The organism is Rhodanobacter sp. FW101-FHT13A11 (assembly GCF_058790335.1).
Genome location: NZ_JBYTCN010000003.1, coordinates 263,508 through 289,349 on the forward strand (window position 1 = coordinate 263,508; position 25,842 = coordinate 289,349).

The following is a 25,842-nucleotide window of genomic DNA, read 5'->3' on the forward strand; positions in this document are numbered from 1 at the left end:
CTTCGACCAGCTGCAGGAGAAACGCATGCGCTTCAAGACGACAGGCCTCACGACGACCGCAGCTGCCGATCCGAGGCTGCTGTTGCCCGCCGTCGTTTCCTCGCTGCGTCGCCGATGGGTGGCGCTGCTGGCCGTCGCGCTGTTGGCGGTGCCGGCGGTATCGCCGGCGCTGGCTACCGATCGGGCCGCGTCGGCGCCGCTGCAGTTCCGCATCGCCGAAGGGCGCATCGAGAATGCGTTCTATCAGGATGGCGACATCGCCGCCCACCTCTTGCTCAGCTCCGGCAACAAGCCGCGCGTGCTGGTGGCGTTCCCGGCCGGCGACAGCGGCGCGGGCGTGTGGTTCGAGCCGACCGTCGCGCCGGTGCGCTGGACGCTGGGCGAGGTGAAGGGGGAACACCGCATGGTCGACGGCCACGCCTGGAACGGCATCGTCGCCGAGGCCAGCGTCGCGGCCGATGAGCTGGTGCTGAAGGACGCGGTGCTGGGCAGCGTCCGCGTGCTGCGCGACTACCAGCTCGGCCAGGGCTATCCGCCACAGACCGCCGCGGTGCCGCAGCTGTCGGAGCGCTCCGCCCAATGGCGGCGCAATCGGCTGGACGGCGCGCCGGGCTATGCCATTGCGCTGAGCACGGACAACGGCCGCTTTCAGCGCGATGGCAGCCGCATTCTGCTGCGCCCGAACCGCGCGGGCGAGCCGCTGCACCTGCGCATCGAGGCGAGCACCGGCGAGACCCCATTGACGCCGTTCACCAACCTGCTCAACGAGCATGCGCGGGCCGACGTGCGCAGCCGCCAGGCGTTGCAGTTCCTCAGCTACCGCGAGAAGTTCCTCGCCGGCTCCTGGCGCTTCGATACCTATTTCGGCCGCGACACGCTGATGTCGCTGCGCCTGCTGATGCCGGTGCTGCAGCCGGCCGCGGTCGACGCCGGCATCGCCTCGGTGCTGGCGCGGCTCTCGCCCGGCGGTCAGGTCGCGCATGAGGAAGGCATCGGCGAATTCGCGGTGCTGCAGCACCTCAAGGAACAGGGCAAGCCGTCGGCCAAACCCATCTACGACTATGTGATGGTCGACGACGACTACATGCTGCCGCCGGTCGCCGCCGCGTGGCTGCTGGAAGACCCACGCGGCCGCGCTGGCGCCCGTGCGTTCCTGGCCGGCAAGGTCGACGGGCAACGCCATGGCGATGCGCTGGCGCGCAACCTGCTGTTCGTCGCCGCCAGCAGCGAAGCCTTCGCGCGCAAGCCGGTGTACGCGAACCTGATCGCGCTCAAGCCGAACAGCCCGGTGGGGCAGTGGCGCGACAGCAACGAGGGCATCGGCCGCGGTCGTTATCCCTACGACGTCAACACGGTCTGGATGCCTGCCGCGTTGCGCGCGATCGGCGAATTCCTCGATGCCGGCCTGCTGGACGATTACACCACGCCGGCGCAGCGCGAACGCCTGCGCTCGGCTGCATCGGGCGCCGGCGGCTGGGAACAGCACGCCAGTGCCCTGTTCGCGGTGCATCTGCCCAGGGAGCGCGCCGCGCAGCAGGTGCGTGACTACGCCAGACAGATCGGTGTGCCGGACGCGCCGGCCCTGAAGGCGCTGGACGACTCCGCCCTCGAATTTCCCGCCATTTCGCTGGACGCCCAGGGCCACCCGGTCCCGGTACTGCACTCGGACGAGGGTTTTCGCCTGCTGTTCGGCCGGCCGGATGCGGCCGTGCTGGATCGCGACGTCGGCAATCTGATGCGGCCGTTCCCGGCCGGCCTGATGACCGATGCGGGGATGCTGGTCGCCAATCCCGCCTACGCCGGTCGCGACGTATGGTCGCGCTTCGGCAACAACGCCTACCACGGCACCGTGATCTGGGCCTGGCAGCAGGCGGTGATGGCGGCCGGCCTGCGACGCCAGCTCGCCCGCAGCGATCTGCCTGCGACCACCCGTACCCATCTGGCCGAGGCGCAAGCGCGCCTGTGGCGGGCCATCTGCGCCGCCGATGCGGTGCGCACCTCGGAGTTGTGGTCGTGGTCGTATGTCGGCGGGCATTACCGGATCGAGCCGTTCGGCGCCGAGGGCGCGCACGAGGACGAATCCAACGCCGCCCAGCTGTGGAGCACCGTATTCCTGGCGCTGCCGCCGCCGGAAATCGCGGCGGGCGCGGCCGGAGAGAAGCCCTGCCGGTGATTCTTCCCGACACCGGCGCCGCAGTGGCCGAAGGGCACCGGCCATGATCGGTGGCGGGCCCGTCCGTGCGATACGCGGTCCAAGTGGGCCATCCACAGCGTGACGCCATCCCCGCGACGGTGTGCAGTGCAGCGTTGCCGGGCCGGTCGCTTCGTTCTAAGGTCGCAAGTTTATGCGATCACCCAAAGGGGAAAAACGAATGCGCTTGAAGACGATGGGCCTGGCGGTGGCGATGATGCTGGCCCCGGCGGCACAGGCCGATGAAGGCATGTGGATGCCTTCCCAGTTGCCGGATATCGCCAGGCAACTGCGCAGCGCCGGTTTCCGCGGCATCCCGGCCGACCTGGCCGATCTCACCAGGGCGCCGCTCAATGCGGTGGTCAAGGTCGGCGGCGCCACCGGCGCCTTCGTCAGCGACCAGGGCCTGGTGCTGACCAACCACCACGTCGCGTTCGGGGTGATCCAGTACAACAGCAACGCGCAGCGCAACCTGATCGAGCAGGGCTACGTGGCGGCCGACCGCGGCGAGGAGCTGCCGGCCAACCCGGACTTCCGCCTGCGCGTCACCGTCGGCTTCGACCAGGTCACCGACCAGGTGCTGGCCCATGCCCGCGGCAAGACCGGGCGCGCCTACTACGACGCGGTGGACGCGGCGAGCAAGGCGCTGGTCGCCGCGTGCGAGCACGAGGACGGCATGCGCTGCAGCGTCGCCACCATGTTCTACGGTCGCGACTTCTACCTGGTGAAGCAGCTGGAGCTGCGCGACGTGCGGCTGGTCTACGCGCCGCCGCGCGCGATCGGCAACTACGGCGACGAGGTGGACAACTTCGTGTGGCCGCGCCATAGCGGCGACTTCACCGTGCTGCGCGCCTACGTCGGTCCGGACGGCAAGCCGGCGGATTACTCGAAGGACAACCGGCCGTACACGCCGCCGGCGCACCTGCAGATCGCCCGCGAAGGCGTCAACGCCGGCGACTACGTGATGCTGGCCGGCTATCCCGGCATCACCTACCGCCACCGCAGCGCCGCCGAGTTCGCCGACCAGGTGCAATGGCGCCTGCCCGCGTCGGTGGCGGCGATGAAGCAACTGCAGGACGTGATCGAGGACGCCGGCGAGAAGGACGCACAGGCGAAGGTCCGCTACGCCTCGCAGCTGCAGTCGCTGAAGAACGGCATCAAACGCTTCAGCGGCGAGCTGGACGGCCTGCAGCGCAGCGATGCAGTTGCGGTGCGGCAGCAGGACGAGGCAGCGATGCTGGCCTGGCTGGACGGCCAGGGCACGGCGAAGGCGCTGCGCCCGCAGATCAACGCGGCGATGGCGCTGATCGCCGGCGGCAACGCCACCCGCGAGCGCGACCTGCTGCTCGGCCTGATCCAGTCGCAGACCCAGCTGATGCGCTCGGCGCTGCGCCTGCAGCGGCTGGCGCACGAGCGCGCCAAGCCCGATGCCGAACGCGAGAACGGCTACCAGCAGCGCGACGAGGAGCTGATCGCCAGTACCTTGCGCCAGGTGCAGCGCCGCTACGATCCGGCCGTCGAGAAGCGCCTGCTGGGCGCACTGCTGACCCGTTACCAGCAATTGCCCGCGGCGCAGCACGTGGCGGAGTTCGATGCCGCGTTCGGCCGTACCCCGGCCGAGCTGGCGGCCACGCTGGATCGCGTCTACGCCGCCACCAGGCTGGGCAACGAGGCGCAGCGCCTGCACTGGATGGATGCCGACGCGGCGGCGCTGGCCGCGACCGACGACAGCCTGCTGCGACTGGCTGCCAAGCTGCAGCCCGCCCTGCTGCGCAGCGACGACGAACGCAAGGTGCGCGACGGCGACCTGCTGCGGCTGCGCCCGGCCTACATGCAGGCGCTGATCGCCTACCGCCAGCAGCAGGGCCGCGCGGTCTATCCGGATGCGAACTCCACCCTCCGTGTGAGCTACGGCAAGGTCACGGCGCTGAAGGCGCGCGACGCGGTGGGCTACGAGCCGCTGACCAGCACCGCCGGCATCGTCGAGAAGAACACCGGCGTGGCGCCGTTCGATGCACCGAAGCCGCTGCTCGATGCGATCGCCAGGGCCGATTACGCCGGCTACCTGGACCCGAAGTCGGGCGTCATGCCGGTGAATTTCCTCAGCAACCTCGACACCACCGGTGGCAACTCCGGCTCGCCGGTGCTGAACGCGAAGGGCGAACTGGTCGGCCTCAACTTCGACAGCAACTGGGAGGCGGTCAGCGCCAGCTGGATGTTCGACCCGCGCTACAAGCGCGCGATCCACGTCGACATGCGCTACATGCGCTGGCTGATGGACAAGGTCTACCCGGCGCCGTGGCTGCTGCAGGAGCTGGGCGTGCCGGCGCGCTGAATGTCGCGGGCATGACTTGCGGCATATGCCGCGGTCGCCCGGCTCGGGCATAAGTCGAAAGTTATTGCGCCATTTTCGCCGGCCTCCCGGGGCCGGCTTTCATCAGGAGATTCCCCGTGCGCCGTCTATTGCTTGCCGCTGCCGCATCCGTCGGCCTCATCTCGTCCGCCCATGCCGTCGAAGGCATGTGGCAGCCTGCCCAGTTGCCGGGCATCGCCGCCACGCTGCAACAGCACGGCCTGAAGCTCGATCCGAAGACGCTGACCGACCTCACCGCCTACCCGATGGGCGCGATCGTGAGCCTGGGCGGCTGCACCGCCTCGTTCGTCTCGCCCGAAGGCCTGGTGGTGAGCAACCACCACTGCGTCTATGGCGCGTTGCAGCTGAACTCCACGCCGGAGAACAACCTGATCGAGAAGGGCTTCCTGGCAAAGACGAAGGCCGACGAACTCTCCGCCGGCCCGTCTTCGCGCATCTTCGTCACCGAGGAGATCCGCGACGTCAGCAAGGCGATCACCGCGAAGCTCAATGACGGCATGAGCGGCGCCGAGCGCTACAAGGCGATCGAGCAGGCGATCAAGCAACAGGTGAGGGACTGCGAGACGGAAGGCTACCGCTGCGACGTCTACACCTTCCACGGCGGCTACAGCTACCAGCTGATCAAGCAGCTGGAGATCAAGGACGTGCGCCTGGTCTACGCGCCGCCGGAATCCATCGGCAAGTTCGGCGGCGACGTCGACAACTGGATGTGGCCGCGCCACACCGGCGACTTCGGCTACCTGCGCGCCTACGTCTCGAAGGACGGCAAGTCCGCCGCCTTCTCCAAGGACAACGTGCCGTACCGGCCGAAGCATGTGCTGAAAGTGAACCCGCATGGCGTGGAGCAGGGCGACTACGTGATGGTGGTCGGCTACCCGGGCCGCACCAACCGCTACCGCCTCGCCGACGAGGTGCAGAGCTCGATCGACTGGGTCTACCCGACCCAGATCAAGGTGTACGAGGACACGCTCAACATCATCAACACCGCCGGCAAGGCCGATCCCAAGGTGGCGGTGAAGTACGCCAGCATGGTCGCCGGCCTCAACAACTACCTGAAGAACTTCGGCGGCCAGCTCGAAGGCCTGCATCGCGCCGACGCGGTCGCGGTGAAGCGTGCCCAGGAAGCGCAGTTGGAAGCGTGGCTGAAGCAGCAGGGCGGCGCCGAAAACACCGCGCTGGCGGCCGATGTCGGCCAGCTGCGCCAGCAGATCGCCGCCGACCAGGCCCATCGCGAGCGCGACCTGGCCATCGGCCTGGTCAGCCGCGCGTCGCTGTTCAGCACCGCGGTCCGCCTGACCCACCTGGCCAAGGAACGGCCCAAGGCCGACCTCGACCGCGACGCCGGCTACCAGCAGCGCGACTGGGTGCGCATCGAGGGCGGTCTGAAGCAGATGGATCGCCGCTACGATCCGGGCGTCGACCAGCAATTCATGGTCTATGGCTTGCAGCGCTACGTGGCGTTGCCGCAGGCGCAGCACCTGCCTGCGCTGGACGCGTGGCTCGACGGGGCGAAGACCGAGGCCCAACTGAAGCAGAAGGTGGCCGCGCTGTATGCCGGCAGCCAGCTCGGCAACGTCGACGCGCGCATGAAATGGTTCGAGGCCGACAGCAAGGCGATCGACGCCAGCAGCGACAGCATGCTCAAGCTCGCCCGCGCGGTGCAGCCGCAGCTCAAGCAGCTCGAGGACGCCCAGGATGCCCGCGCCGGCGAGATGAGCAAGCTGCGCCCGCGCTACATGCAGGCGATGATCGCGTGGAAGGATGCGCAGCACCTGCCGGTCTACCCGGACGCCAACAGCTCGCTGCGCGTCACCTTCGGCAACGTGCAGGGCGTGGCGCCGCGCGACGGCGTCAGCTACGCGCCATTCACCACGGCGCAGGGCATCGTCGAAAAGGACACCGGCGTGGAGCCGTTCAACTCGCCCAAGGCCGAGCTGGCCGCGATCAAGGCGAAGGCGTTCGACAGCTATGCGTCGCCGAAGCTGGGCACGCTGCCGGTCAACTTCCTGGCCGACCTGGACATCACCGGCGGCAACTCCGGCTCACCGGCGATGGACGCGAACGGCCAGCTGGTCGGCCTGGCGTTCGACGGCAACTGGGAGTCGGTGAGCGGCGACTGGCTGTTCAACCCAGCGCTCAACCGCTCGATCCAGGTCGACGTGCGCTACATGCTGTGGGTGATGCACCACCTCGACCACGCCGACAACCTGCTCAGGGAAATGGGCGTGCCGGCGAAGTAAGCCGCTCGTTCGCGCGACCACGAAGGCCCGCGCCGGCGACGCGGGCCTTCGCATATGCGGGCGTAGGAGCGCACCCTGTGCGCGAATGCTTTTAGTCAGGTAACGAAGAGCATTCGCGCACAGGGTGCGCTCCTACACGGTGGCGTTGCACCATTTACACTGGCCCGATGCCGCTCGACACCCGTCCCCTCGCCATCTTCCTGATGGGCCCCACCGCCTCCGGCAAGACCGCGCTGGCGTGCGAGCTGAGCGAGCGGTTTCCGCTGGACCTGGTCAGCGTCGACTCGGCGCTGGTCTACCGCGGCATGGACATCGGCACGGCGAAGCCGGATCCGGCGACCCTGGCGCGTTATCCGCACGCGTTGGTTGACATCCGCGATCCCGGCCAGCCGTATTCGGCGGCGGATTTCCGCGCCGACGCGCTGCCGGTGATGCAGCGCATCAGCGCACGGGGCAGGGTGCCGCTGTTGGTCGGCGGTACCGGGCTGTACTTTCGCGCGTTGCAGCAGGGGCTGTCCGATTTGCCGGAGGCCGACCCGGCGACCCGCGCACGACTGGCCGCCGAGGCAGGGCAACTCGGCTGGCCGGCCATGCATGCGCGGCTGGCGCGCCTCGACCCGGTCGCCGCTGGCCGGATCGGCTGCAACGACGTGCAACGCCTGCAGCGCGCACTGGAAGTGATCGAACTGACCGGCCGGCCGCTGTCCGAATTGCAACGCGGCGGCGCGGCAATGCACTTCCCGTGGCGCGTGCTGAAGCTGGCGCTGCTGCCGGCCGACCGGCAGGTTTTGCACGATCGTATCGCCCGGCGCTTCGACGCCATGCTGGCGGAAGGCTTCCTGGACGAGGTGCGCGCGCTGCGCGCGCGCGGCGACCTGCACGCCGACCTGCCCGCGATCCGCGCGGTCGGCTACCGGCAGGCGTGGGAGCATCTGGATGGCCAGACCGACGCGGCCGGGTTCCGCGACCGCGCCATCTTTGCCACCCGCCAGCTGGCCAAGCGGCAGATCACCTGGCTGCGCAGCGAGGTCGGCGCCCGGCTGTTCGACCCGGACCAGCCCGGCCTGGCCGCCTGCGGCGCCACCGCGGTGCAGCTGTTTCTGGGCCAACCGGGCCTGCCAAGCCTGCCAGCGTGACCCCGCGCACTTGCGTGGCGCGAAAATCTCCTTTCATCAATCATTTGAAAGCAGCTAACATCCCGTTACATGTTGGGCCGGGGCGCCATCGGCGTTTTTTCTCCGGTCTGTCCGAGGCAAGGGGAGAACAAGAAATGTCCAAGGGGCAGTCGTTGCAAGACCCGTTTCTGAATGCATTGCGGCGTGAACGCGTGCCGGTAGCCATCTATCTGGTCAACGGCATCAAGTTGCAGGGGACGGTGGAATCGTTCGACCAGTTCGTGGTGCTGTTGCGCAACCAGGTGAGCCAGATGGTCTACAAGCACGCCATCTCCACCGTGGTGCCCAGCCGCAACGTGCGTATCGGCAATGGCCACGAGGGCCACGAAGGCCACGACCATAACGCCGACGCGCTGTCCGCCTCCACCGACGCGGACGCTTGATAGACGGGGTGTCAGCCCGCATGAAGTGGGTCTGCTACCGAAGGACCGTGCCCACTCGTGTTTGACCGACAGAAGAAAGGCGACCGCGCCGTGTTGGTCCTGCCGCATTCGCGCGGCGAGGGCGACGCGGCGCGGCGCGCGGCGGAGTTCGCCGAACTGGTGAAATCCGCCGGGGCCGAGGTGCTGGGCGTGATCGGCGCCCGCGTCGAAGATCCCAACCCCCGCTACTACATCGGCAGCGGCAAGGCCGACGAGGTGGCCGAGGCCGCGCGCGCGCTGGAGGCCGACCTGGTGCTGGTCGACCACGTGCTGACCCCGGTGCAGGAACGCAACCTGGAAAAGCACCTGGGCATCCGCGTGGTCGACCGCGCCGGCCTGATCCTGGACATCTTCGCCCAGCGCGCCCGCTCGCACGAGGGCAAGCTGGAAGTGGAACTGGCCCAGTTGAAGCACCTGGCCACCCGGCTGGTACGCGGCTGGACCCACCTGGACGCCCAGCGCGGCGGCGCCATCGGCAACCGCGGCCCGGGCGAAACCCAGCTGGAAACCGACCGCCGCCTGCTCGGCGAGCGCGTCAAGATGCTCACCAAGCGGCTGGAGAAGGTGCAGACCCAGCGCGGCCAGCAGCGTCGTGCGCGCTTGCGCAACACGGTGCCGCGGGTCGCCCTGGTCGGCTATACCAACGCCGGCAAGTCCACCCTGTTCAACGCGCTGACCACCGGCGACGTCTACGCCGCCGACCAGTTGTTCGCTACGCTCGACCCCACCGTGCGCAAGCTGGAGGATCTCAGCTGCGGCCCGGCCGTGCTGGCCGACACCGTCGGTTTCATCCGCGAGCTGCCGCATGACCTGGTCGCCGCGTTCCGCGCCACCCTGGCCGAGGCGCGCGACGCCGACCTGCTGCTGCACGTCAGCGACGCCGCCGACGAGGAACGCGAGCGGCTGCACCACATCGTGGACAACGTGCTGGAGGAGATCGACGCCGGCGATGTGCCGCAGCTGCACGTGATGAACAAGATCGACCTGGCCGGCGCGGAACCGCGGATCGAGCGCGACGGCAACGGCAGGCCGGTGCGGGTGTGGCTGTCCGCCGCCACCGGTGCCGGGCTGGGCCTGCTGCGGCAGGCGCTGGGCGAGCTGCTCGGCGGCGAGCGGGTGCAGTCGGCGCTGCAGCTGCCGCTGTCGGCCGGCCGCCTGCATGCGCGGCTGAAGGCCGCCGGCGCGATCCGCAACGAGACGGTGGACGAGCACGGCTGGCAATTGCACATCGACGCGCCGCGCAGCGTGATCGCTCCGATCAGCGGCGGCGACGCAGCCGAGACCCGGCTGCTGCGACAGCTGCTGGCCGTGGCGGAATGACGCCCCGGCGCGAGCCGCGCTCTGCTAGAATCCCCGATGTTTGCGCGGCTGCGGAAGGCGGCCGGCGCGGCACCCGACAGCTCAGGCTGGATCTTGTGTACAACCCGGTGCAACGCGTGTTCCGGCCGTGGTTGCCGGCCTCCCGACGGCCCCAAGGAGACTGACTCGTGGCATGGAATGAACCCGGCAACAACGGGCAACGTGATCCGTGGAACAGGAATCGCCAGGGCGGCAAGTCGCCGCTGGACGACCTGCTCAACAACGCCAGGAAGCACCTGGGCAAGCTGGGGCAGGGCCCCGGCAGCATCCTCACCGGCGTGGTGGTGCTGCTCATCGTCGGCCTGCTGTTCAGCAGCTACACCATCATCGGCGCGCGCCAGGCCGGCGTGGTGCTGCGCTTCGGCGAGTATTCGCGCACCTTGCCGCCGGGCTTCCACCTGAAGCTGCCGCAGCCGATCGAATCGGTCACCAAGGTCGAGGCCACGCGGATCCGCTCGGTCACCGACAAGGTGGCGATGCTGACCAAGGACGAAAACATCATCACGATCGATTTCACTGTGCAATACCAGGTGGACGATTCGCGCAAGTACCTGTTCTCGCTGAACGACCCGGACGGCACCATCGGCGCTGCCGCCGAGGCCGCCGTACGCTCGGTGATCGGCAGCAGCGACATGGACCAGATCCTGTCCGCCGCCGGCGCCAGCCTGGTCACCCAGGCGCAGGAAACCCTGCAGAAGACCCTGGATACCTATGATTCCGGCCTGCGCGTCACCGAGGTCAGCTTCCAGAACGTGGCGCCGCCGAACGAGGTGAAGGACGCGTTCGACGACGTCAACAACGCCCGCGAAGACAAGCAGAGCATCGAGAACGCCGCCCTGGCCTACGCCAGCAAGGTGGTTCCGGTGGCGCGCGGCGATGCCGCGCGCATCGCCGCCGAGGCAGAGGGTTACAAGGCCGAGCGAGTCGCCCGCGCCACCGGCGATGCCACGCGCTTCGACCTGCTGTTGAAGCAGTACAAGGCCGCGCCGGAAGTGACCCGCAAGCGGCTGTGGCTGGAGACGATGGAACAGGTGATGGCGAAGAACCCCAAGGTGATCGACGGCTCCGGCGGCCGCAACATCATCAACCTGCCGGCGCTGCATGGCTCGCCGGCGGCGGCGCAGCCTGACGCGGGCACCGTCGGTGCGGCGGTGTCGCCACCGACCGGCAATACGGCCGGCAAGGGGACGCAGCCATGATGAGGATCGGTTCCGCCATCGTCGCGCTCGTCATCGTCCTGCTCGGCCTGAACAGCATGTTCGTGGTCGGCGAAGGGCACAGCGCGTTGCTGCTGCAGTTCGGCCGCATCGTGCGCACCGACTACCAGCCGGGCCTGCACTTCAAGCTGCCGGTGATGCAGCAGGTGATGCACTTCGACAAGCGCATCCTGTCGCTGGACGCGCCGCCGGAGCGCTACTTCACCTCAGAGAAGAAGAGCGTCAACGTCGACTTCTACGTGAAGTGGCGCGTGGCCGACAACGCCGCGTACTACCGCGCCACCGGCGGCGACCAGCTGCAGGCGGCGCAGCGACTCACCCCGATCGTGAAGGACGCGCTGCGCTTCGAGTTCAACGCGCGCACCTTGCCTGACCTGATCTCCGGCGGACGCAAGGACATCACCGAACGGGTGCGTGTGCAGACCGACGCCTCGGCGCGCAAGAACCTCGGCATCGCCGTGGTCGACGTGCGCATCAAGCGCATCGACCTGCCGAACGAGGTCAGCGAATCGGTGTACAAGCGCATGCGCGCCGAACGCCTGCAGCTGGCCAACGAACTGCGCTTCACCGGCCAGGAAGCGGCCGAGAAGATCCAGGCCGACGCCGACCGCCAGGGCCAGGTATTGAGGGCCGACGCCCAGCGCGACGCGGCCAAGGTGAAGGGCGAGGGCGACGCACAGGCGGCGGTGATCTACGCCCAGGCGTACGGCCAGGATCCGGAATTCTTCGCGTTCTATCGCAGCCTGGCCGCCTATCGCACCTCGTTCGAGGACGGCAAGGGAGTGCTGGTCATGAAGCCCGACGACGAGTTCCTGCGCTACTTCGGGCAGCCTGCGCCGAAGCGCTGAGTCGATGGCGATGCACCAGCTCGTCGCCGCGTCTTGCCTGCTGCTGGTGCTCGGAGGCCTGCTGCCGTTCGCGGCGCCCGAAGGCTGGCGGGCGATGGCGCACGAGGCGCTGAAACTGCCGCCGCGTAAGCTGCGGCAGTTCGGCGCCGGCGCGATGGCGGCCGGCCTGATGCCGTTGCGGTTTTTCCATTGATACGTGCGACCCCTTTGCGGGGCGCCACCAACCTGATCGAGAACATCTCGGAGTAATGCAGCATGGGCAAGTCGGTAGTCATTCTGGGTGCGCAGTGGGGCGACGAGGGCAAGGGCAAGATCGTCGACCTGCTGACCGAGCGGGTCAGCGCGGTGGCGCGTTTCCAGGGCGGCCACAACGCCGGCCACACGCTGGTGATCAAGGGCAAGAAGACCGTGCTGCACCTGATCCCCTCGGGCATCCTGCGCGATGATGCGCTGTGCCTGATCGGCAACGGCGTGGTGCTCTCGCCCGAGGCGCTGATCAATGAGGTCGCCGAACTCGAAGCCAACGGCGTCGAGGTGCGTTCACGCGTGAAGATCAGCCCGGCCACGCCGCTGATCATGCCGTACCACATCGCGGTGGATAAGGCGCGCGAGATCGCCGCCGGCGGCAAGGCCATCGGCACCACCGGCCGCGGCATCGGCCCGGCCTACGAGGACAAGGTGGCCCGCCGCTCGATCCGCGTGGCCGACCTGATGTACCCGCACGAGCTGCCGGCGCTGCTGAAGACCGCGGTGGACTACCACAATTTCATCCTCACCCAGTGGCTGAAGGCCGAGCCGGTCGACTACGACGCCGTGCTCAAGGACGCGCTGGCCTGGGGCGAGTACATCCGCCCGCTGGTCGACGACGTCGCCACCATCCTGCACGACGTGCGCCGCGACGGCGGCAACATCCTGTTCGAGGGCGCGCAGGGCGCGCTGCTCGACATCGACCATGGCACCTATCCCTACGTCACCTCGTCCAACACCACGATCGGCGGTGCGCTGGCCGGCACCGGCGTGGGCGCGGGCGACATCGACTACGTGCTGGGCATCTGCAAGGCCTACGCCACCCGCGTCGGCAGCGGTCCGTTCCCCACCGAACTCAACGACGAGATGGGCGAGCGCCTGCGCAAGGTCGGCAACGAGTTCGGCGCCAGCACCGGCCGCCCGCGCCGCTGCGGCTGGATCGACCTGGTCGCGCTCAAGCGCGCCACCCAGATCAACGGCATCAACGGCCTGGCCATCACCAAGCTCGACGTGCTCGACGGCCTGGAAACCGTCAAGGTCTGCATCGCCTACGAATACCGGGGCAAGCGGCGCGAACTGGCGCCGCTGGATGCCGACGGCTGGGCCGAGTGCAAGCCGGTCTACCTGGAGTTCCCCGGCTGGCAGGAATCCACCGCCGGCATCCGCGACTGGAACAAGCTGCCCGCCGCCGCCCGCGCCTACCTGCGCGCGGTCGAGGAACTCTCCGGTTGCCGCCTGGCTCTCGTCGCCACCGGCGCCGACCGCGACGACACCATCAGCCTGGACGACCCGTTCGCCTGATCGTCGTTGCTCCGCGCGTCATGCCGACAGGCCCCGCCATGCGGGGCCTGTCCGTTTCCGTCGCCGGACCGACCTCCTGCTACCCCGCGGCGTCGCCTTCGCTGCGCCCGCCGCGCTCGCCCACCGGCAGGCTGAGCGTCTCCTTGATCTCTTCCATCACGATGTAGCTTTTCGAATCGCGCACGTTCGGCAAGGTCAGCAAGGTGTTGCCGAGCAGCTTGCGGTACGAGGCCATGCCCGAGATGCGCGCCTTGATCAGGTAGTCGAACGCGCCCGAGACGAGGTGGCACTCCAGCACGTTGGGCAGGCGCAGCGCGGCGCTGCGGAACTCCTCGAAGATGTCGCCTGACTTGTAGGCCAGGCTGATCTCCACGAACACCAGCAGGCCGGCGCCGACCAGGTGCGGGTCGAGCCGCGCGTGGTAGCCGGTGATCACGCCGTCGCGCTCCAGCCGGCGCACGCGCTCGGTGCACGGCGTGGTGGACAGGCCGACGCGCTCGCCCAGCTCGGTGAACGAGATCCGTCCTTCGTCCTGCAGCACTCTGAGGATTTTCCGGTCGATTTTGTCGAATTCCCGCCGCTTCACCGCCATAGCATCACCATGGATTGCCGATTTGTCAGTGATATTACCCGTTAATATGACAAAAGACAGAAAACAAGCCTGATCGATCGTTCCTATACTCGCCAGCTTCACTCCTGCGGCTGGTCCGCAGGCCAACAGCGGAAGGGGGAGCGCAATGCGGGTACTGATACTGGGCAGCGGCGTGATCGGAACGTGCAGCGCGTGGTACCTGGCGCGCGCCGGTTTCGAGGTGACCGTGGTGGATCGCGAAAGCGCGCCGGCCCGCGAAACCAGCTTCGCCAACGCCGGCCAGATTTCGCCCGGCTACGCCTCGCCGTGGGCCGCCCCCGGGGTGCCGCTGAAGGCGCTGAAGTGGCTGTTCATGCGCCACGCGCCGCTGGCGATCCGCCCCGGCCTCGACCCGCGGCAATACCTGTGGCTGCTGCAGATGCTGCGCAACTGCACCGCCAGCCGCTATGCGATCAACAAGGCGCGCATGGTGCGCCTGTCCGAATACAGCCGCGACTGCATCGACGAGTTGCGCGCCGAGACCGGGCTGGATTACGAGGGCCGCCAGCTCGGCACCGTGCAGTTGTTCCGCACCCAGGCGCAGCTGGACGACGCAGCCAAGGACATCGCCGTGCTCAAGCAGTACGGCGTGCCATACGAGCTGCTCGACCGTGCCGGCATCGTGCGGGTGGAGCCGGCGCTGGCCGGGGTGGTCGACCAGCTCAGCGGCGCGCTGCGCCTGCCGAACGACCAGACCGGCGACTGCGAGTTGTTCACCCGCCGGCTCGCCGCGCGGGCAGAGGAAGCCGGCGTCGAATTCCGCTTCGGCGCCACCGTGGAAAAACTCGAACACGACGGCAGCCGCCTCACCGGTGTGCGTATCGACGGCAAGCTCGAACGCGCCGACCGCTACGTGCTGGCGCTGGGCAGCTATACCCCGCAACTGCTGGCGCCGCTGGGCATCCGCCTGCCGGTATACCCGCTGAAGGGCTACTCGCTGACCCTGCCGATCACCGACCCGGCGATGGCACCCACCTCGACCATCCTCGATGAAACCTACAAGGTGGCGGTGACCCGTTTCGACCAGCGCATCCGCGTCGGCGGCATGGCCGAGGTGTCCGGCTTCGACCTGTCGCTGTCGCCGCGCCGTCGCGCCACCCTGGAGAAAGTGGTCACTGACCTCTACCCGCACGGTGGCGACATGAGCCAGTCCACGTTCTGGACCGGCCTGCGCCCGGCCACTCCGGACGGCACGCCGGTGGTCGGCGCGACCCGGCTGGACAACCTCTACCTCAACACCGGCCACGGCACCCTGGGCTGGACCATGGCCTGCGGTTCCGGCCGCTACCTGGCCGACCTGATCGCGGGGCGCCAGCCGCAGATCAGCAGCGAGGGCCTGGATATCTCGCGCTACAGTACCCGTCCGTCCACCGGAGTCCATGCCTGATGCGCCCGGCACGAGCCCTGATCGACCTGGCCGCACTGCGCCACAACTATCGCCTGGCGCGCGAGCTGGGCGGACGCAAGGCGCTGGCCGTGGTCAAGGCCGACGCCTACGGTCACGGCGCCGTGCGCTGCGCGCGGGCGCTGGAAAGCGATGCCGACGGTTTCGCGGTGGCCTGCATCGAGGAGGCGCTGGAACTGCGCGAGGCCGGCATCCACGCCCCGATCCTGCTGCTGGAAGGTTTCTTCGAGGCCGACGAGCTGGCACTGATCGACGCCCACGACCTGTGGTGCGCGGTGCAGGCCGAGTGGCAGATCGACGCGATCGAGCGCGCTCGCCCGAACAAACCACTCACGCTCTGGCTGAAGCTCGATTCGGGCATGCACCGGCTGGGCCTGGCCGCAGCGGATTACCGCGCCAGCCTGCAGCGCCTGCAGGCCATGCCGTACGTGCGCGAGGTGGTGGCGATGACCCACTTCGCCCGCGCCGACGAACTCGACTGCACCCGCACCGACGAGCAGCGCGCGCTGTTCCACCAGGTGTGCGACGAGCTGCACTTGCCCGCCAGCCTCAGCAATTCCCCCGCGCTGCTCGGCTGGCCCACCGCGCAGGGCGAGTGGGCGCGGCCGGGCCTGATGCTGTACGGCGCCACGCCGTTCGCCGGCCCGCATCCGGTCGCCGACCGCCTGCAGCCGGTGATGACGGTGACCTCGAAGGTGATCGGCGTGCGCGACCTGGCGGCAGGCGAACCGATCGGCTACGGCGCCCGCTTCGTCACCCAACGCCCCAGCCGCATCGGCGTCGTCGCGATGGGCTACGCCGACGGCTACCCGCAATTCGCCCCCAACGGTACCCCGGTCGCCATCGACGGCCGGCCCGGCGCACTGGTCGGCCGCGTGTCGATGGATATGCTCACCGTCGACCTCACCGACCACCCCGCCGCCGGCCTCGGCAGCGAGGTCGAACTGTGGGGCAGGCAGGTATCGGTCAGCGAACTGGCGCTGCACAGCGACAACAGCGCGTACCAGCTGCTGTGCGGACTGAAGCGCGTGCCGCGCAGCTACGTCGGCGAGTGAGCGTTCCAATTCCTCCCCCTGCCTGCAGGGGGAGGCTGGGAGGGGGGGAAGCTTTTAAGCTTCGGCCCCTCCAATCCCGATCTCGCCCCCTGCGACCCACCGCTGCCACCATCGCGCGATGGAACCAACCGGGGGAACGCCATGACCGCACTCACCGGCCGCTTCAGCCAGGCCGTCGACTACGCCCGCATCGCCCACGCCGCGCAATGCCGCAAGGGCTCGAACATCCCCTACCTCTACCACCTGCTCGGCGTGGCCAGCCTGGTGATCGAATTCGGCGGCAACGAGGACCAGGCCATCGCCGGCCTGCTGCACGACACCCTGGGAGGTTCATATCTTCGCAATGTAAGGTAATCGCGCACCGAGACTGGCAGCGCACTCGAGTCGGTGTCGTCCGAAACACGATTCTAATAAGTCGGATGAATACACCTGATCTCGTTGGTGAAGTGGCTTATGTAGATGCAGATTATCCGATGCTATTTCTTCCAGATCGAGTGTGGATGGCTCGGTTTCGTCCCGAGTTGGACATTGACGTTACATGGCTCGGATATGTGCTCAGTAGCAGTGACTACAGCCGACGAATCAAGGAGAGCGCGACGGGAACCAGCGGAAGCATGAAGAATATTTCCAAGCCCGCGTTGCTTTCGATTGAGATCGCTCTGCCTTGCGTGGAAGAGCAAACCGCCATCGCCACCATCCTCACCGACATGGACACCGAGCTCGTCGAACTGGAAACCCGCCTCGCCAAGACCCGTCAGCTCAAGCAGGGCATGATGCAGGAGCTGCTCACCGGAAGGATTCGCCTCGTATGAGAATTTCCACCATCCTCGATCACATCGACAGCGGGCACATGGCGCTGCCGGAGTTCCAGCGCGGCTACGTGTGGAACCGTGACCAGATACGCGGCCTGTTTGATTCGCTGTATCGCCGCCATCCGGTGGGCGGGTTGCTGGTATGGGTGACCGAGTCGAATGCGGCGTCCCATCGCGGCGACGGCCAGCTGGCGGCGGGCGTGGTGAAGTTGCTGCTGGATGGCCAGCAGCGGATGACCTCGCTGTATGGCGTGATGCGCGGCAAGCCGCCGCGGTTTTTCGATGGCAACAAGCAGGTGTTCGCCGGGCTGCGCTTTCATCTGGACGAGCAGACGTTTGCGTTTTATCAGCCGGTGAAGATGCGTGACGATCCGCTGTGGGTCGACGTGACCGAATTGATGAAGAAGGGCACGACGGGGCTGGGCGAGTTCGTGACCCGGCTCGGCACGCAGCCGGAGCTGGCGCCGAAGATTGGCGAGTACGTGGCACGCCTCGGTCGTTTGCTGAGTGTGGCCGACATCGACCTGCATGTGGAGGAAGTGACTGGCGCGGACAAGACGCTGGATGTGGTGGTCGACATCTTCAACCGCGTCAACAGCGGCGGCACCAAGCTCTCCAAGGGTGATCTCGCGCTGGCCAAGATCTGCGCCGACTGGCCCGAAGCGCGCGACATGATGAAGGCCAAGTTGGCCGAGTGGGATGGGGCGGGCTACCACTTCAACCTGGACTGGTTGCTGCGCTCGGTAAACACGGTGTTGACCGGCGAGGCGAAGTTCCAGTTTCTGGATGGCAAGACCGCCGACGAAGTCCGGAACGGCCTGAAGCGGGCCACCAAATACATCGACACCAGCCTGAACCTGATCGGTGGCCGGCTCGGACTGGATCACGACCGAGTGTTCTTCGGCCGCTTCGGCGTGCCGGTGATCGTGCGCTATCTGGATCAGCGCCCGGGCCAGATCAACGAGAAGGAACGCGACAAGCTGCTGTTCTGGTTTGCCCAGGCCGGCATGTGGGGGCGCTTCTCCGGTTCCACCGAGTCGTTCATCGACCAGGACCTCGGCGCGCTGGAAGGCGCCGATGGCGGCTTGGACAAACTGCTGGAGCAACTGCGCCTGTGGCACGGCGGGCTCAGCGTGGAGCCGGGCAACTTCACCGGCTCCAGCCTCGGCGCGCGCTTCTATCCCGTGCTGTACCTGCTGACCCGGATGAGCCACGCCCGCGACTGGGGCACCGGCCTGGCGCTGAAATCCAGCCTGCTCGGCAAGATGAGCAAGCTGGAGGTGCACCACATCTTCCCCAAGGCGCAGCTCTACAAGAAGAAATTCATGCGCGTGGACGTGAACGCGCTGGCCAACTTCTGTTTTCTGACCAAGGACACCAACCTCAATATCAGCGATCGGCTGCCGGAGGAGTACTTCCCGCAGATCGAGCAGGCGCACCCCGGCGCGCTGGCCTCGCAGTGGATTCCGATGGATCCGTTGCTGTGGAAGATCGAGAACTACCCGGCCTTTCTCGATGCACGCAGGGCGCTGCTCGCCGATGCGGTCAACCAGTGCATGACCGAGTTGCTGCATGGGGATACGCGCTGGATGGCCGGTCGGCCGCTGGCGGCCCCTGCCGCCGCAGCGGTCAGCGGTGGCATCGCGGACGAAGGGGAAGAGCAGCAGCTTGAAGCACTGAACGACTGGGTGGAGCAGCAGGGCTTGCCGCGTGGCGAGCTGGCGTTTGATTTCTCCGACCCTGACACCGGTGAGCAGAAGGCGGTTTTCGATCTGGTCTGGCCCAGCGGCTTGCAAGAGGAGCTCAGCCAGCCCGTAGCGGTACTGCTGAACGAGAGCGCGGGAACGATCGCGATCGCCAGCCAGGCGGGGTTTCGTTGTTTCACCGACGTGGGCGAGTTTCAGCAGTACGTGATGACCGAGGTGGTGGTGGAGGATGCGCCTGCGTGAGCAACCGCTACGATGCAGGGGAAGCGCAAGGTGCCTATGAGCCGGGTTCCGGCGACCAAGTGCTGCGCAACAAGCTCGGTATCACCGACAGCGAAGAAATGGATGCCGTCGAGCTGCTGCTGCTTGAACAGCTCTATCGGGCGGTGCTGGTCGAGGATTTGCCGGATCGAGGCTTGCGCGTGGTGGACCTGAAAACCTGGCACCGGCGCTGGTTGGGCAACGTCTACGGTTGGGCCGGCCAGGAGCGTTCCGTGAACATGGGCAAGGGTGATTTCCAGTTCGCGGCAGCAGCACAGATCCCGCGCCTGTTGAGCGTATTCGAACGCGACTGCCTCGCGCGCTTCACCCCTTGCCACGACTTCAGCGATGACGCGCTGCTCGAAGCGATCGCTGTGACCCATGTGGAATTCATCCTGATCCATCCGTTTCGTGAGGGGAACGGACGGCTGTCGCGGCTGCTGGCGGACGTCATGTCGGTGCAGGCAGGTAAGGGACCGCTGGATTACAGTGCGTGGGACGCGGACAAGGACGGGTATTTCAAGGCAATCCACGCCGGCATGGCTGGCGACTACTCGGCGATGCGGCAACTGGTGGCTTTGGCGCGCACCGATTGAGCCAGGTTTTCAGCGGGCCAGTTTGATGTCGAAGAACTTGCCTGTCTTGCTGTTGCGCAGCGTGCGTTCTAGCTGGCGGATGCTCTTGCCCGTCTCGATGGCCGTGGAGCTGGTCACCGCACGGGTGATCGCCTTCTGGCTCGGCGCTTTGGCAGCGCCTCGCGGTTTGGCGAGGGCGGTAGGCTTGGCAGGTTTCATGGTGCCCATTATACCGGGTAGCGTCGTGCTAATTGGCACGAAAACGGAAGGCTGGCGGCGTGGAATCCAGCTTGAGTACGGGGGCAGGGAATGAATGACATCAGCAAGCCGGAACGGGTCACCCAGAATCGCGTGATGGCGCTGTTCCAGGACGAGTTGAAGTATCACAGGCTCGGCGACTGGAGTGACCGCGACAACAATCGCCAGATCGAGGACGGCCTGCTGAGCGACTGGCTGACCCGGCGCGGCTGCTCCCCAGTACAAATCGGCGTGGCGCTGCACAAGTTGCACACCGAAGCGGACAACCCCAGCCGCACCCTGTACGAGAACAATCAGGCCGTCTATCAATTGCTTCGTTATGGCATACCGGTGGAGGAAACCGGCGCCAACAACGATACCGACAAGCAGGTCATCTACAAGACCTATACCGATCTGCTGAAAGACGTGGAAGCGCAGCCGGGCAAGAGCAAGACGGAAACCTACGAGGATCGCGCCAAGAAGCTGTTCGTCGAACAGCCGTCCAACATGCGGCTGCTGATCGTGGTGGACAAGCTGCTGACCGGCTTCGATGCGCCGCCATGCACGTATCTCTACATCGACAAGTCGATGCAGGATCACGGGCTGTTCCAGGCGATCTGCCGCACCAACCGGCTCGATGGCGACGACAAGGACTTTGGCTACATCGTCGACTACAAGGACCTGTTCAAGAAGCTGGTGAACGAACAGGGCACCGGTGCGCTGCAGGTGTATTCGTCCGAACTGGACCACAGTGCGGGCGGTGTCGATCCGGACGTGCTGATGCAGGATCGCCTGGAGAAAGGCCGTGAGCGGCTGGATAGCGCGCTTGAGTCACTGGTGCTGTTGTGCGAGCCGGTCGAGCCACCGAAAGACGATCTGGACCATATCCGTTATTTCTGTGGCAATACGGAAATACCTGCCGATCTGAAAGAGCGGGAGCCACGTCGGGTGGCGCTATACAAGGCCGCCGTGGCGTTGCTGCGTGCGTATGGAAATCTCGCTGACGACCTGTCCGGGGCGGGTTACGACGGAGGCGACATCAAGCGCATCAAGGGCGACGTCAAGCGCTTCACCGATCTTCGCGAAGTCATTCGCCGGGCCAGCGGCGAGACGCTCGACCTGAAACCGTACGAGGCGGACATGCGCCACCTCATCGACACCTATATCGAGGCGAAGGCACCGCGGAAGATTTCTCCGTTCGACGATCTCGGGCTGCTGGATCTGATCGCCAGGAGCGGGATGGCCGAGGCGGTCAGCACGTTGCCCGAGGGCATCAAGGGCAGCAAGGACGCGATAGCCGAAACCATCGAAAACAATGTGCGCAGCAAGATCATCCAGGAGCATCTGAACAATCCGGCGTACTACGCCAAGATGTCGGCGCTGCTGGACGAGGTGATCAAGTTCCGCAAGGAACAGGCGGACAAGTACGAGGAGTACCTGAAGAAGATCGCCGACCTGGTGGGCAAGGTGCAGACAGGCCACGCTGACGACATTCCGGAAGCGTTGAAACGCAGCGTGGGATTGCGGGCGATCTACGACAACCTCAGGGTGCCGCCGGCCCCGGCTCCGACTGCAGCGATGAATCTCCAGGATGAGGCTGGCCCGTTGCCCATGCCCGATCCCAAGCTGAAGCTGGCGGTCGACATCGACGAGGCGGTCAGACGCGAGCGGCATGCGGACTGGCGTGGAAATGCTGCCAAGGAGAATCACATCAAGCGTGAGGCCTTGCTGCCTCTGCTGGGCAACGACGTGACCGAAGCGGCACGCCTGGCGCGACTGCCGCGACATGCTCAATCGCTTGCCGGTACGCAACGAGCATTGGAGCTACTGACCTAAGCGCTCAGCTTTCCGCCCTGTGCTTGACGAAAGAGCCCCCGCAAGCGGGGGCTCCTGGTTTCTACGGTGCTGCTGGCTTAGTGCTACTGCGCATTCGCGCTGGCGTCGGCGCTGCCGTCGGCCTGCGCCGAGGTGGAGATGCCGCTGCGGGCTGAGCCGTGCGCGCCGGCGTGGCCGCTGGCGTTGGCCGAACCGCTGGTGCCCGCGGCCGGGCCGGCGTTCGCATCCGTGTTGCCGTGGGCTGCGCCCGAGCCGGACACGTCGACCGATTTGTCCCCGGCGTTGCGCACGGCGCCGGACGTCCGCGGCAGCAGGCGCGGCTGCGTGGTCGTCGCCTCACCCGACGGCTGGCTCGCGGCGTTCGCGCCGACTGAGCTTACCTGCGATGCGTTGCCTGCCGCGTCTGCGCCGGTGGCGTGGGTCGATTGCGTGCCGTTGGCGATCGCTTGCTCGGCCGTGCTCAGGCCGGCGCTGGCCGATGCCTCGGCGTTCGCGGGTGCGTTCTGCACGCGGTCCAGCGCGGTGCGGGTTCCGCGTTCGGCCGCCGAGGCGGCTGAACGCGTCTGGCTGGCCGCTTGGCCGGCGGCACCGGCCACGGCGTCGCGCGGGCCGGCGGTATCGACGGCGCCGGTCGCGGACGAGCCCAGTTCCGTCGCGCCATCCAGCGCGGCATGGTTGCCGCTGCCAGCGTTGGCGGCGGCCGCACCGCTGAGGCCGGCGGCGGCACCGGCGACCGCCTGACCGTTCGCCTGGCGGGCGGCTTGTGCGGCGGTGCCCGTGGCCGAGGCGGCGGTTGCGGCGGCACGCTGGCGCAGGCGTTCCGCGCGTCGCTCGGCCGCCCGCTGGTTGATGTCGGGGGTGTCGATGTTGCCCATGCCGTGCGCGGAGCCGTCGATGCGGCCACCCACCTGGCCCATCGTGGCATTGATGGGGCCGCCCACGCGGCCGGCGATGCCGCCGGCGAGCGAGCCGCCGCCCAGCACCTGGGCATGCACCGGGACCATCGTGGCCAGGGCAAGCGCGCCGGCGAGCAGGGTGGTGTTGAGGGTCTTGTTGTTGAGGGTCGTGTTGCGCATGTGGGGACCTCCTGCCTGCGGCCGATCCGCGGCTTCCGAGGTCCTGTACGCCGGCGCCGGGACGATCCTTCCATCCCGGCAGGCTGCGGTTGGGCGGTGTTCAGATTCAGGGCGACAGCAGGCCGTAGCCGTAGCGCGGGTCGTGGCCCGGGGCACCGAGGTGGCGGGCCTCGTCGATCAGTTGCCGCTGCACCTGCGCCGCGGCGCCCTCGCGGGGAGCGTCCAGCAGCCGGGCAGCCTTCCGCGCCACGATCGGCGCCGCGAACGAGGTGCCGCGCAGCGCGTCGCGGCCGCTGCCGACCACGCCGGACGCGCAGAAATCCACCTGGTCGCCGCTGCCGGACTCGGGCAGCACGCGGTCGTGCGCGTCGACGCCGCTGACGCCGATCACGCCCGGGTACGCCGCCGGGAACAGCGGCGGCGCTGCGGGTCCGTCGTTGCCGACCGCGCTGACCAGCACGTGGCCGCGCGCGATCATCGCCTGCACCGCGCGCGCGAGCACCGGGTTGTCGGGGCCGACCAGGCTGATGTTGATCACCGCCACGCGCTCGCGCGCCATCCATGCCAGCGCCTCCACAAGATTCGAGGTGGCGCCACCGACCGCATCACCGCACCATAGGTCGGCGGCATACAGCGTGTCTGGATCGCCGTCGACGAGGCGCGCGGCAACCGTGGTGCCGTGTCGCGACGGATTGGCCGTGCTACAGCCATGCCGCTCGATGTGCGCATGCGCCAGCGCGGGATCGGCCGGATCGACGCCGCCATCGATCAGCCCCACGCGTTGCACCGGTGGAGTGGACGACGGGACCGCCGTGGTCGTCGCAGGGGCCGCCTCGCCCGTACCCGCTGGCAGGTAGAGGTGCTGGTAGGTGAAGGCCGCATCCGGCGCGGCTCGCTGCAGGGCGCGCATGGCGCTGGCCGTGCTGCGACCGCGGGTGTCGTGCAGCACCACGAAGTCCAGCCCCAGCGTCGCGTCTGCCGGCGTCTCGCGATCCACCCCGAAACCCAGCACCTGCAGCGCATCGCGTTGCGCATCCGACAGGCCGATGGCGAGGAATTCGCCGCGCAGGATCGGCGCACCGCGGGGATCGACGTCGACGCGCCGCGGCTCCTTGCGCAGCAGCGTATCGACCTGCAATTTCCGCGTGAGGGCCAATGGCCCGCGCAGCAGGTCGTCCACGCTGCGCAAGGGCGAGGCGGGCACGACACCGGGCAGGCCCGCGCCGGGCACCTGCAGGTTGGGCAGGCTCTGCACCGGGCCGAGCACCTGCGCCTGCGCAGGCGCCGCACCGGCCACGGCGAGCGCGATGGCGAGCAGCGGGGCGAGCATGGCGGATAGGCGGTACAAGGGCATGGCCGAGACCTCGGGAGCAGCGGGGCCGGATGCTAGCATGGGCTCGCTTTACGCCCTCGAACCGCGCCGATGCGCGCGAGGGAAGGAATCCTCCCCTCCAGACGTAATGGAAGGTGATGCGTGAATTCGAGCGACGCCGTGCGCGAAGGACTGATCCCGCTGCTGCCGCGCCTGCGCCGCCTGGCGCGGGCATTGGCGGGGCAGGCGGCCGACGCCGACGACCTGGTGCAGATGGTGCTGGAGCGCGCGCTGGCCAGGGCCGCGCAGTGGCGGCCGGACGCCGCGCTGGATCGGTGGGTATTTGCGATCGCGCGCAACGCCTGGCGGGACGAGTTGCGTGCGCGCGGCAGGTCGCAACACCTGTTCGCGCCGGAGGAGGCCGGCGAGATGGCCGCCGACCGCGCCAGCGCGCAGCCCGCGCAGCAGCTGGAACTGGCGATGGCGCTGGCGGCGCTGCCGCCGGACCATCGCGAAGTGGTGGCCCTGGTGCTGGTCGAGGGCATGTCGTACGGCGAAGCCGCCGAACTGCTGGAGGTGCCGGTGGGCACCGTCACCAGCCGCCTGGCCCGCGCCCGCGCCACCTTGCAGGCCCATCTTGGGAAAGACGCATGAACCCGATCGACGACGATACCTTGCAGGCTTACGTGGATGGCGAACTCGACGCGGCCAGCGCCGCGCGCATCGACGCCGCGCTGGTGCACGACGAGGTGCTGGCCCGTCGCGTGCGGCAGGCGCGCGCGGTACGCGCGCAACTGCACGCCGCGTTCGCCCCCGTACTCGACGAGCCGGTGCCGGCGCGTCTGTCTGCCTTGTTGCAGCCGCGATCCATGCAGGCAGCGATACCGGCCACGCCGCTCGTCATGCCGGCGGGCAGGCATGGCACGGGCACGCCCCGCCGCCGCACGGCCCGCCGCTGGTTCGTGCCGGGAGCCGCGCTGGCCGCCTCGGTAGCGCTGCTCGCCGTGGCTTTGTGGTGGTGGCTGCCCGGCGGCGACCTGGTGCGCATGCAGGGCGGCCAGCCGTTCGCCGCGGGCGCCCTGAACCGCGCACTGGACCGGGTGCTGGCGAGCGAACCCGACGCGGATGCCCCGGTGGCGATCGGCCTGAGTTTCCGCGGCAACGACGGGCGCATCTGCCGCACCTTCGTGCTGCGCTCCCCGCCGGCGCAAGCCGGCCTTGCCTGCCACGAGAGTGCGGGCTGGGCGCTGCCTGTGCTCGGTGCTGCGCCCCCGCCGGAAGGCGGCGAACTGCGCCAGGCGGCGAGCGCCTTGCCGCCCGCGGTGCAGGCCGCGGTCGACACGCGTCTGCGCGGCAACGTGTTCGATGCGCAACAGGAGCGGGCGGCACGCGACGCCGGCTGGCGCTAGGCGCGGATCCTCGTAACGCGTTGTTCCCCGGCAAGGGCCGGCTGCCTGCGCCAGCGGGAGATTCCGCGTGGCGGGCCTTCTGTCGCCCGGTCGATCGACGTCGCCGAGCCGGCTTGCCGGACGTGGCCTGGCGCGTCGATGGCCTGATATATA

The 25,842-nt window shown here is 68.0% G+C and carries 22 protein-coding genes and 1 pseudogene; 19 read left to right on the forward strand and 4 right to left on the reverse strand.

Going from position 1 to position 25,842, the window contains the following annotated elements; genetic code table 11:
* Positions 1-25 precede the first annotated feature (25 nt).
* The 10 genes from AC3WRN_RS05540 to AC3WRN_RS05585 all read left to right on the forward strand — a co-directional run bounded on the left by AC3WRN_RS05540 (position 26) and on the right by AC3WRN_RS05585 (position 13,374).
* A complete protein-coding gene (locus AC3WRN_RS05540) occupies positions 26-2,173 on the forward strand; it encodes a hypothetical protein (RefSeq protein ID WP_492622218.1) in 2,148 nt (715 codons plus the stop codon).
* A gap of 199 nt (positions 2,174-2,372) precedes the next feature.
* Positions 2,373-4,526, forward strand: a complete 2,154-nt coding sequence (locus AC3WRN_RS05545; protein WP_492622219.1) for a S46 family peptidase — start codon at positions 2,373-2,375, stop codon at positions 4,524-4,526.
* Positions 4,527-4,642: 116 nt separating this feature from the next.
* On the forward strand, positions 4,643-6,805 hold the full coding sequence (locus tag AC3WRN_RS05550; protein WP_492622220.1) for a S46 family peptidase: 2,163 nt from the start codon (positions 4,643-4,645) through the stop codon (positions 6,803-6,805).
* Positions 6,806-6,972: 167 nt separating this feature from the next.
* Entirely contained in the window at positions 6,973-7,941 is a 969-nt protein-coding gene (gene miaA, locus AC3WRN_RS05555; RefSeq protein WP_492622221.1) for a tRNA (adenosine(37)-N6)-dimethylallyltransferase MiaA, read from the forward strand.
* Between the two features lie 134 nt (positions 7,942-8,075).
* Positions 8,076-8,363, forward strand: a complete 288-nt coding sequence (gene hfq, locus AC3WRN_RS05560) for an RNA chaperone Hfq (RefSeq protein ID WP_063089731.1) — start codon at positions 8,076-8,078, stop codon at positions 8,361-8,363.
* 57 nt (positions 8,364-8,420) lie between these two features.
* Positions 8,421-9,722 carry a ribosome rescue GTPase HflX gene (gene hflX / locus AC3WRN_RS05565; RefSeq protein ID WP_492622222.1) on the forward strand — a complete coding sequence of 434 codons (1,302 nt, stop codon included), beginning with the start codon at positions 8,421-8,423 and terminating at the stop codon, positions 9,720-9,722.
* A gap of 167 nt (positions 9,723-9,889) precedes the next feature.
* Positions 9,890-10,960 (forward strand): FtsH protease activity modulator HflK, encoded by a 1,071-nt coding sequence (gene hflK, locus AC3WRN_RS05570; RefSeq protein WP_068091538.1) that lies wholly within the window; start codon positions 9,890-9,892, stop codon positions 10,958-10,960.
* Entirely contained in the window at positions 10,957-11,826 is an 870-nt protein-coding gene (hflC, locus tag AC3WRN_RS05575; protein WP_407071429.1) for a protease modulator HflC, read from the forward strand. The genes hflK and hflC overlap by 4 nt, the downstream gene beginning before the upstream one ends.
* A gap of 10 nt (positions 11,827-11,836) precedes the next feature.
* The gene (locus AC3WRN_RS05580) at positions 11,837-12,019 is read left to right on the forward strand and encodes a DUF2065 domain-containing protein (RefSeq protein WP_492622223.1); all 183 of its coding nucleotides are present in this window, start codon (positions 11,837-11,839) and stop codon (positions 12,017-12,019) included.
* A gap of 62 nt (positions 12,020-12,081) precedes the next feature.
* A complete protein-coding gene (locus AC3WRN_RS05585; protein ID WP_492622224.1) occupies positions 12,082-13,374 on the forward strand; it encodes an adenylosuccinate synthase in 1,293 nt (430 codons plus the stop codon).
* Positions 13,375-13,453: 79 nt separating this feature from the next.
* On the opposite strand, the gene AC3WRN_RS05590 is transcribed toward AC3WRN_RS05585, so the two are convergent.
* Positions 13,454-13,966 (reverse strand): Lrp/AsnC ligand binding domain-containing protein, encoded by a 513-nt coding sequence (locus AC3WRN_RS05590; protein WP_492622225.1) that lies wholly within the window; start codon positions 13,964-13,966, stop codon positions 13,454-13,456.
* Between the two features lie 145 nt (positions 13,967-14,111).
* Between AC3WRN_RS05590 and AC3WRN_RS05595 the strand changes: the two genes are divergently transcribed.
* From AC3WRN_RS05595 to AC3WRN_RS05620, 6 genes and pseudogenes are all read left to right on the forward strand, one after another.
* Entirely contained in the window at positions 14,112-15,392 is a 1,281-nt protein-coding gene (locus AC3WRN_RS05595; RefSeq protein ID WP_492622226.1) for a D-amino acid dehydrogenase, read from the forward strand.
* On the forward strand, positions 15,392-16,465 hold the full coding sequence (gene alr / locus AC3WRN_RS05600; RefSeq protein ID WP_492622227.1) for an alanine racemase: 1,074 nt from the start codon (positions 15,392-15,394) through the stop codon (positions 16,463-16,465). The genes AC3WRN_RS05595 and alr overlap by 1 nt, the downstream gene beginning before the upstream one ends.
* A 141-nt stretch (positions 16,466-16,606) precedes the next feature.
* Positions 16,607-16,816 (forward strand): annotated as a pseudogene (locus AC3WRN_RS05605) (HD domain-containing protein); the annotation flags it as partial.
* 59 nt (positions 16,817-16,875) lie between these two features.
* The gene (locus AC3WRN_RS05610; RefSeq protein ID WP_492622271.1) at positions 16,876-17,277 is read left to right on the forward strand and encodes a restriction endonuclease subunit S; all 402 of its coding nucleotides are present in this window, start codon (positions 16,876-16,878) and stop codon (positions 17,275-17,277) included.
* The gene (locus tag AC3WRN_RS05615) at positions 17,274-19,226 is read left to right on the forward strand and encodes a DUF262 domain-containing protein (RefSeq protein WP_068091515.1); all 1,953 of its coding nucleotides are present in this window, start codon (positions 17,274-17,276) and stop codon (positions 19,224-19,226) included. Before AC3WRN_RS05610 ends, AC3WRN_RS05615 begins: the two co-directional genes overlap by 4 nt.
* Positions 19,223-19,840, forward strand: coding sequence for a Fic/DOC family protein (locus AC3WRN_RS05620; protein ID WP_492622228.1), 618 nt, complete (start codon positions 19,223-19,225; stop codon positions 19,838-19,840). Before AC3WRN_RS05615 ends, AC3WRN_RS05620 begins: the two co-directional genes overlap by 4 nt.
* A gap of 9 nt (positions 19,841-19,849) precedes the next feature.
* Here the strand turns inward: AC3WRN_RS05620 and AC3WRN_RS05625 are convergent, their stop codons facing one another.
* Positions 19,850-20,038 carry a hypothetical protein gene (locus AC3WRN_RS05625; protein ID WP_153021657.1) on the reverse strand — a complete coding sequence of 63 codons (189 nt, stop codon included), beginning with the start codon at positions 20,036-20,038 and terminating at the stop codon, positions 19,850-19,852.
* A 90-nt stretch (positions 20,039-20,128) separates the two neighbouring features.
* Between AC3WRN_RS05625 and AC3WRN_RS05630 the strand changes: the two genes are divergently transcribed.
* Entirely contained in the window at positions 20,129-21,892 is a 1,764-nt protein-coding gene (locus AC3WRN_RS05630; protein ID WP_492622229.1) for a type I restriction enzyme subunit R domain-containing protein, read from the forward strand.
* Between the two features lie 83 nt (positions 21,893-21,975).
* Here the strand turns inward: AC3WRN_RS05630 and AC3WRN_RS05635 are convergent, their stop codons facing one another.
* Both AC3WRN_RS05635 and AC3WRN_RS05640 read right to left on the reverse strand, forming a co-directional pair.
* A complete protein-coding gene (locus tag AC3WRN_RS05635; RefSeq protein WP_068091497.1) occupies positions 21,976-22,968 on the reverse strand; it encodes a hypothetical protein in 993 nt (330 codons plus the stop codon).
* 106 nt (positions 22,969-23,074) lie between these two features.
* Complete coding sequence (locus AC3WRN_RS05640) at positions 23,075-24,322, reverse strand: S8 family serine peptidase (protein WP_492622230.1); 1,248 nt, start codon at positions 24,320-24,322, stop codon at positions 23,075-23,077.
* A 120-nt stretch (positions 24,323-24,442) separates the two neighbouring features.
* On the opposite strand from AC3WRN_RS05640, the gene AC3WRN_RS05645 reads away from it, so the two are divergent.
* Positions 24,443-24,934, forward strand: a complete 492-nt coding sequence (locus AC3WRN_RS05645; RefSeq protein WP_492622231.1) for an RNA polymerase sigma factor — start codon at positions 24,443-24,445, stop codon at positions 24,932-24,934.
* Positions 24,931-25,689 (forward strand): anti-sigma factor family protein, encoded by a 759-nt coding sequence (locus AC3WRN_RS05650; RefSeq protein WP_492622232.1) that lies wholly within the window; start codon positions 24,931-24,933, stop codon positions 25,687-25,689. The genes AC3WRN_RS05645 and AC3WRN_RS05650 overlap by 4 nt, the downstream gene beginning before the upstream one ends.
* Positions 25,690-25,842 lie beyond the last annotated feature (153 nt).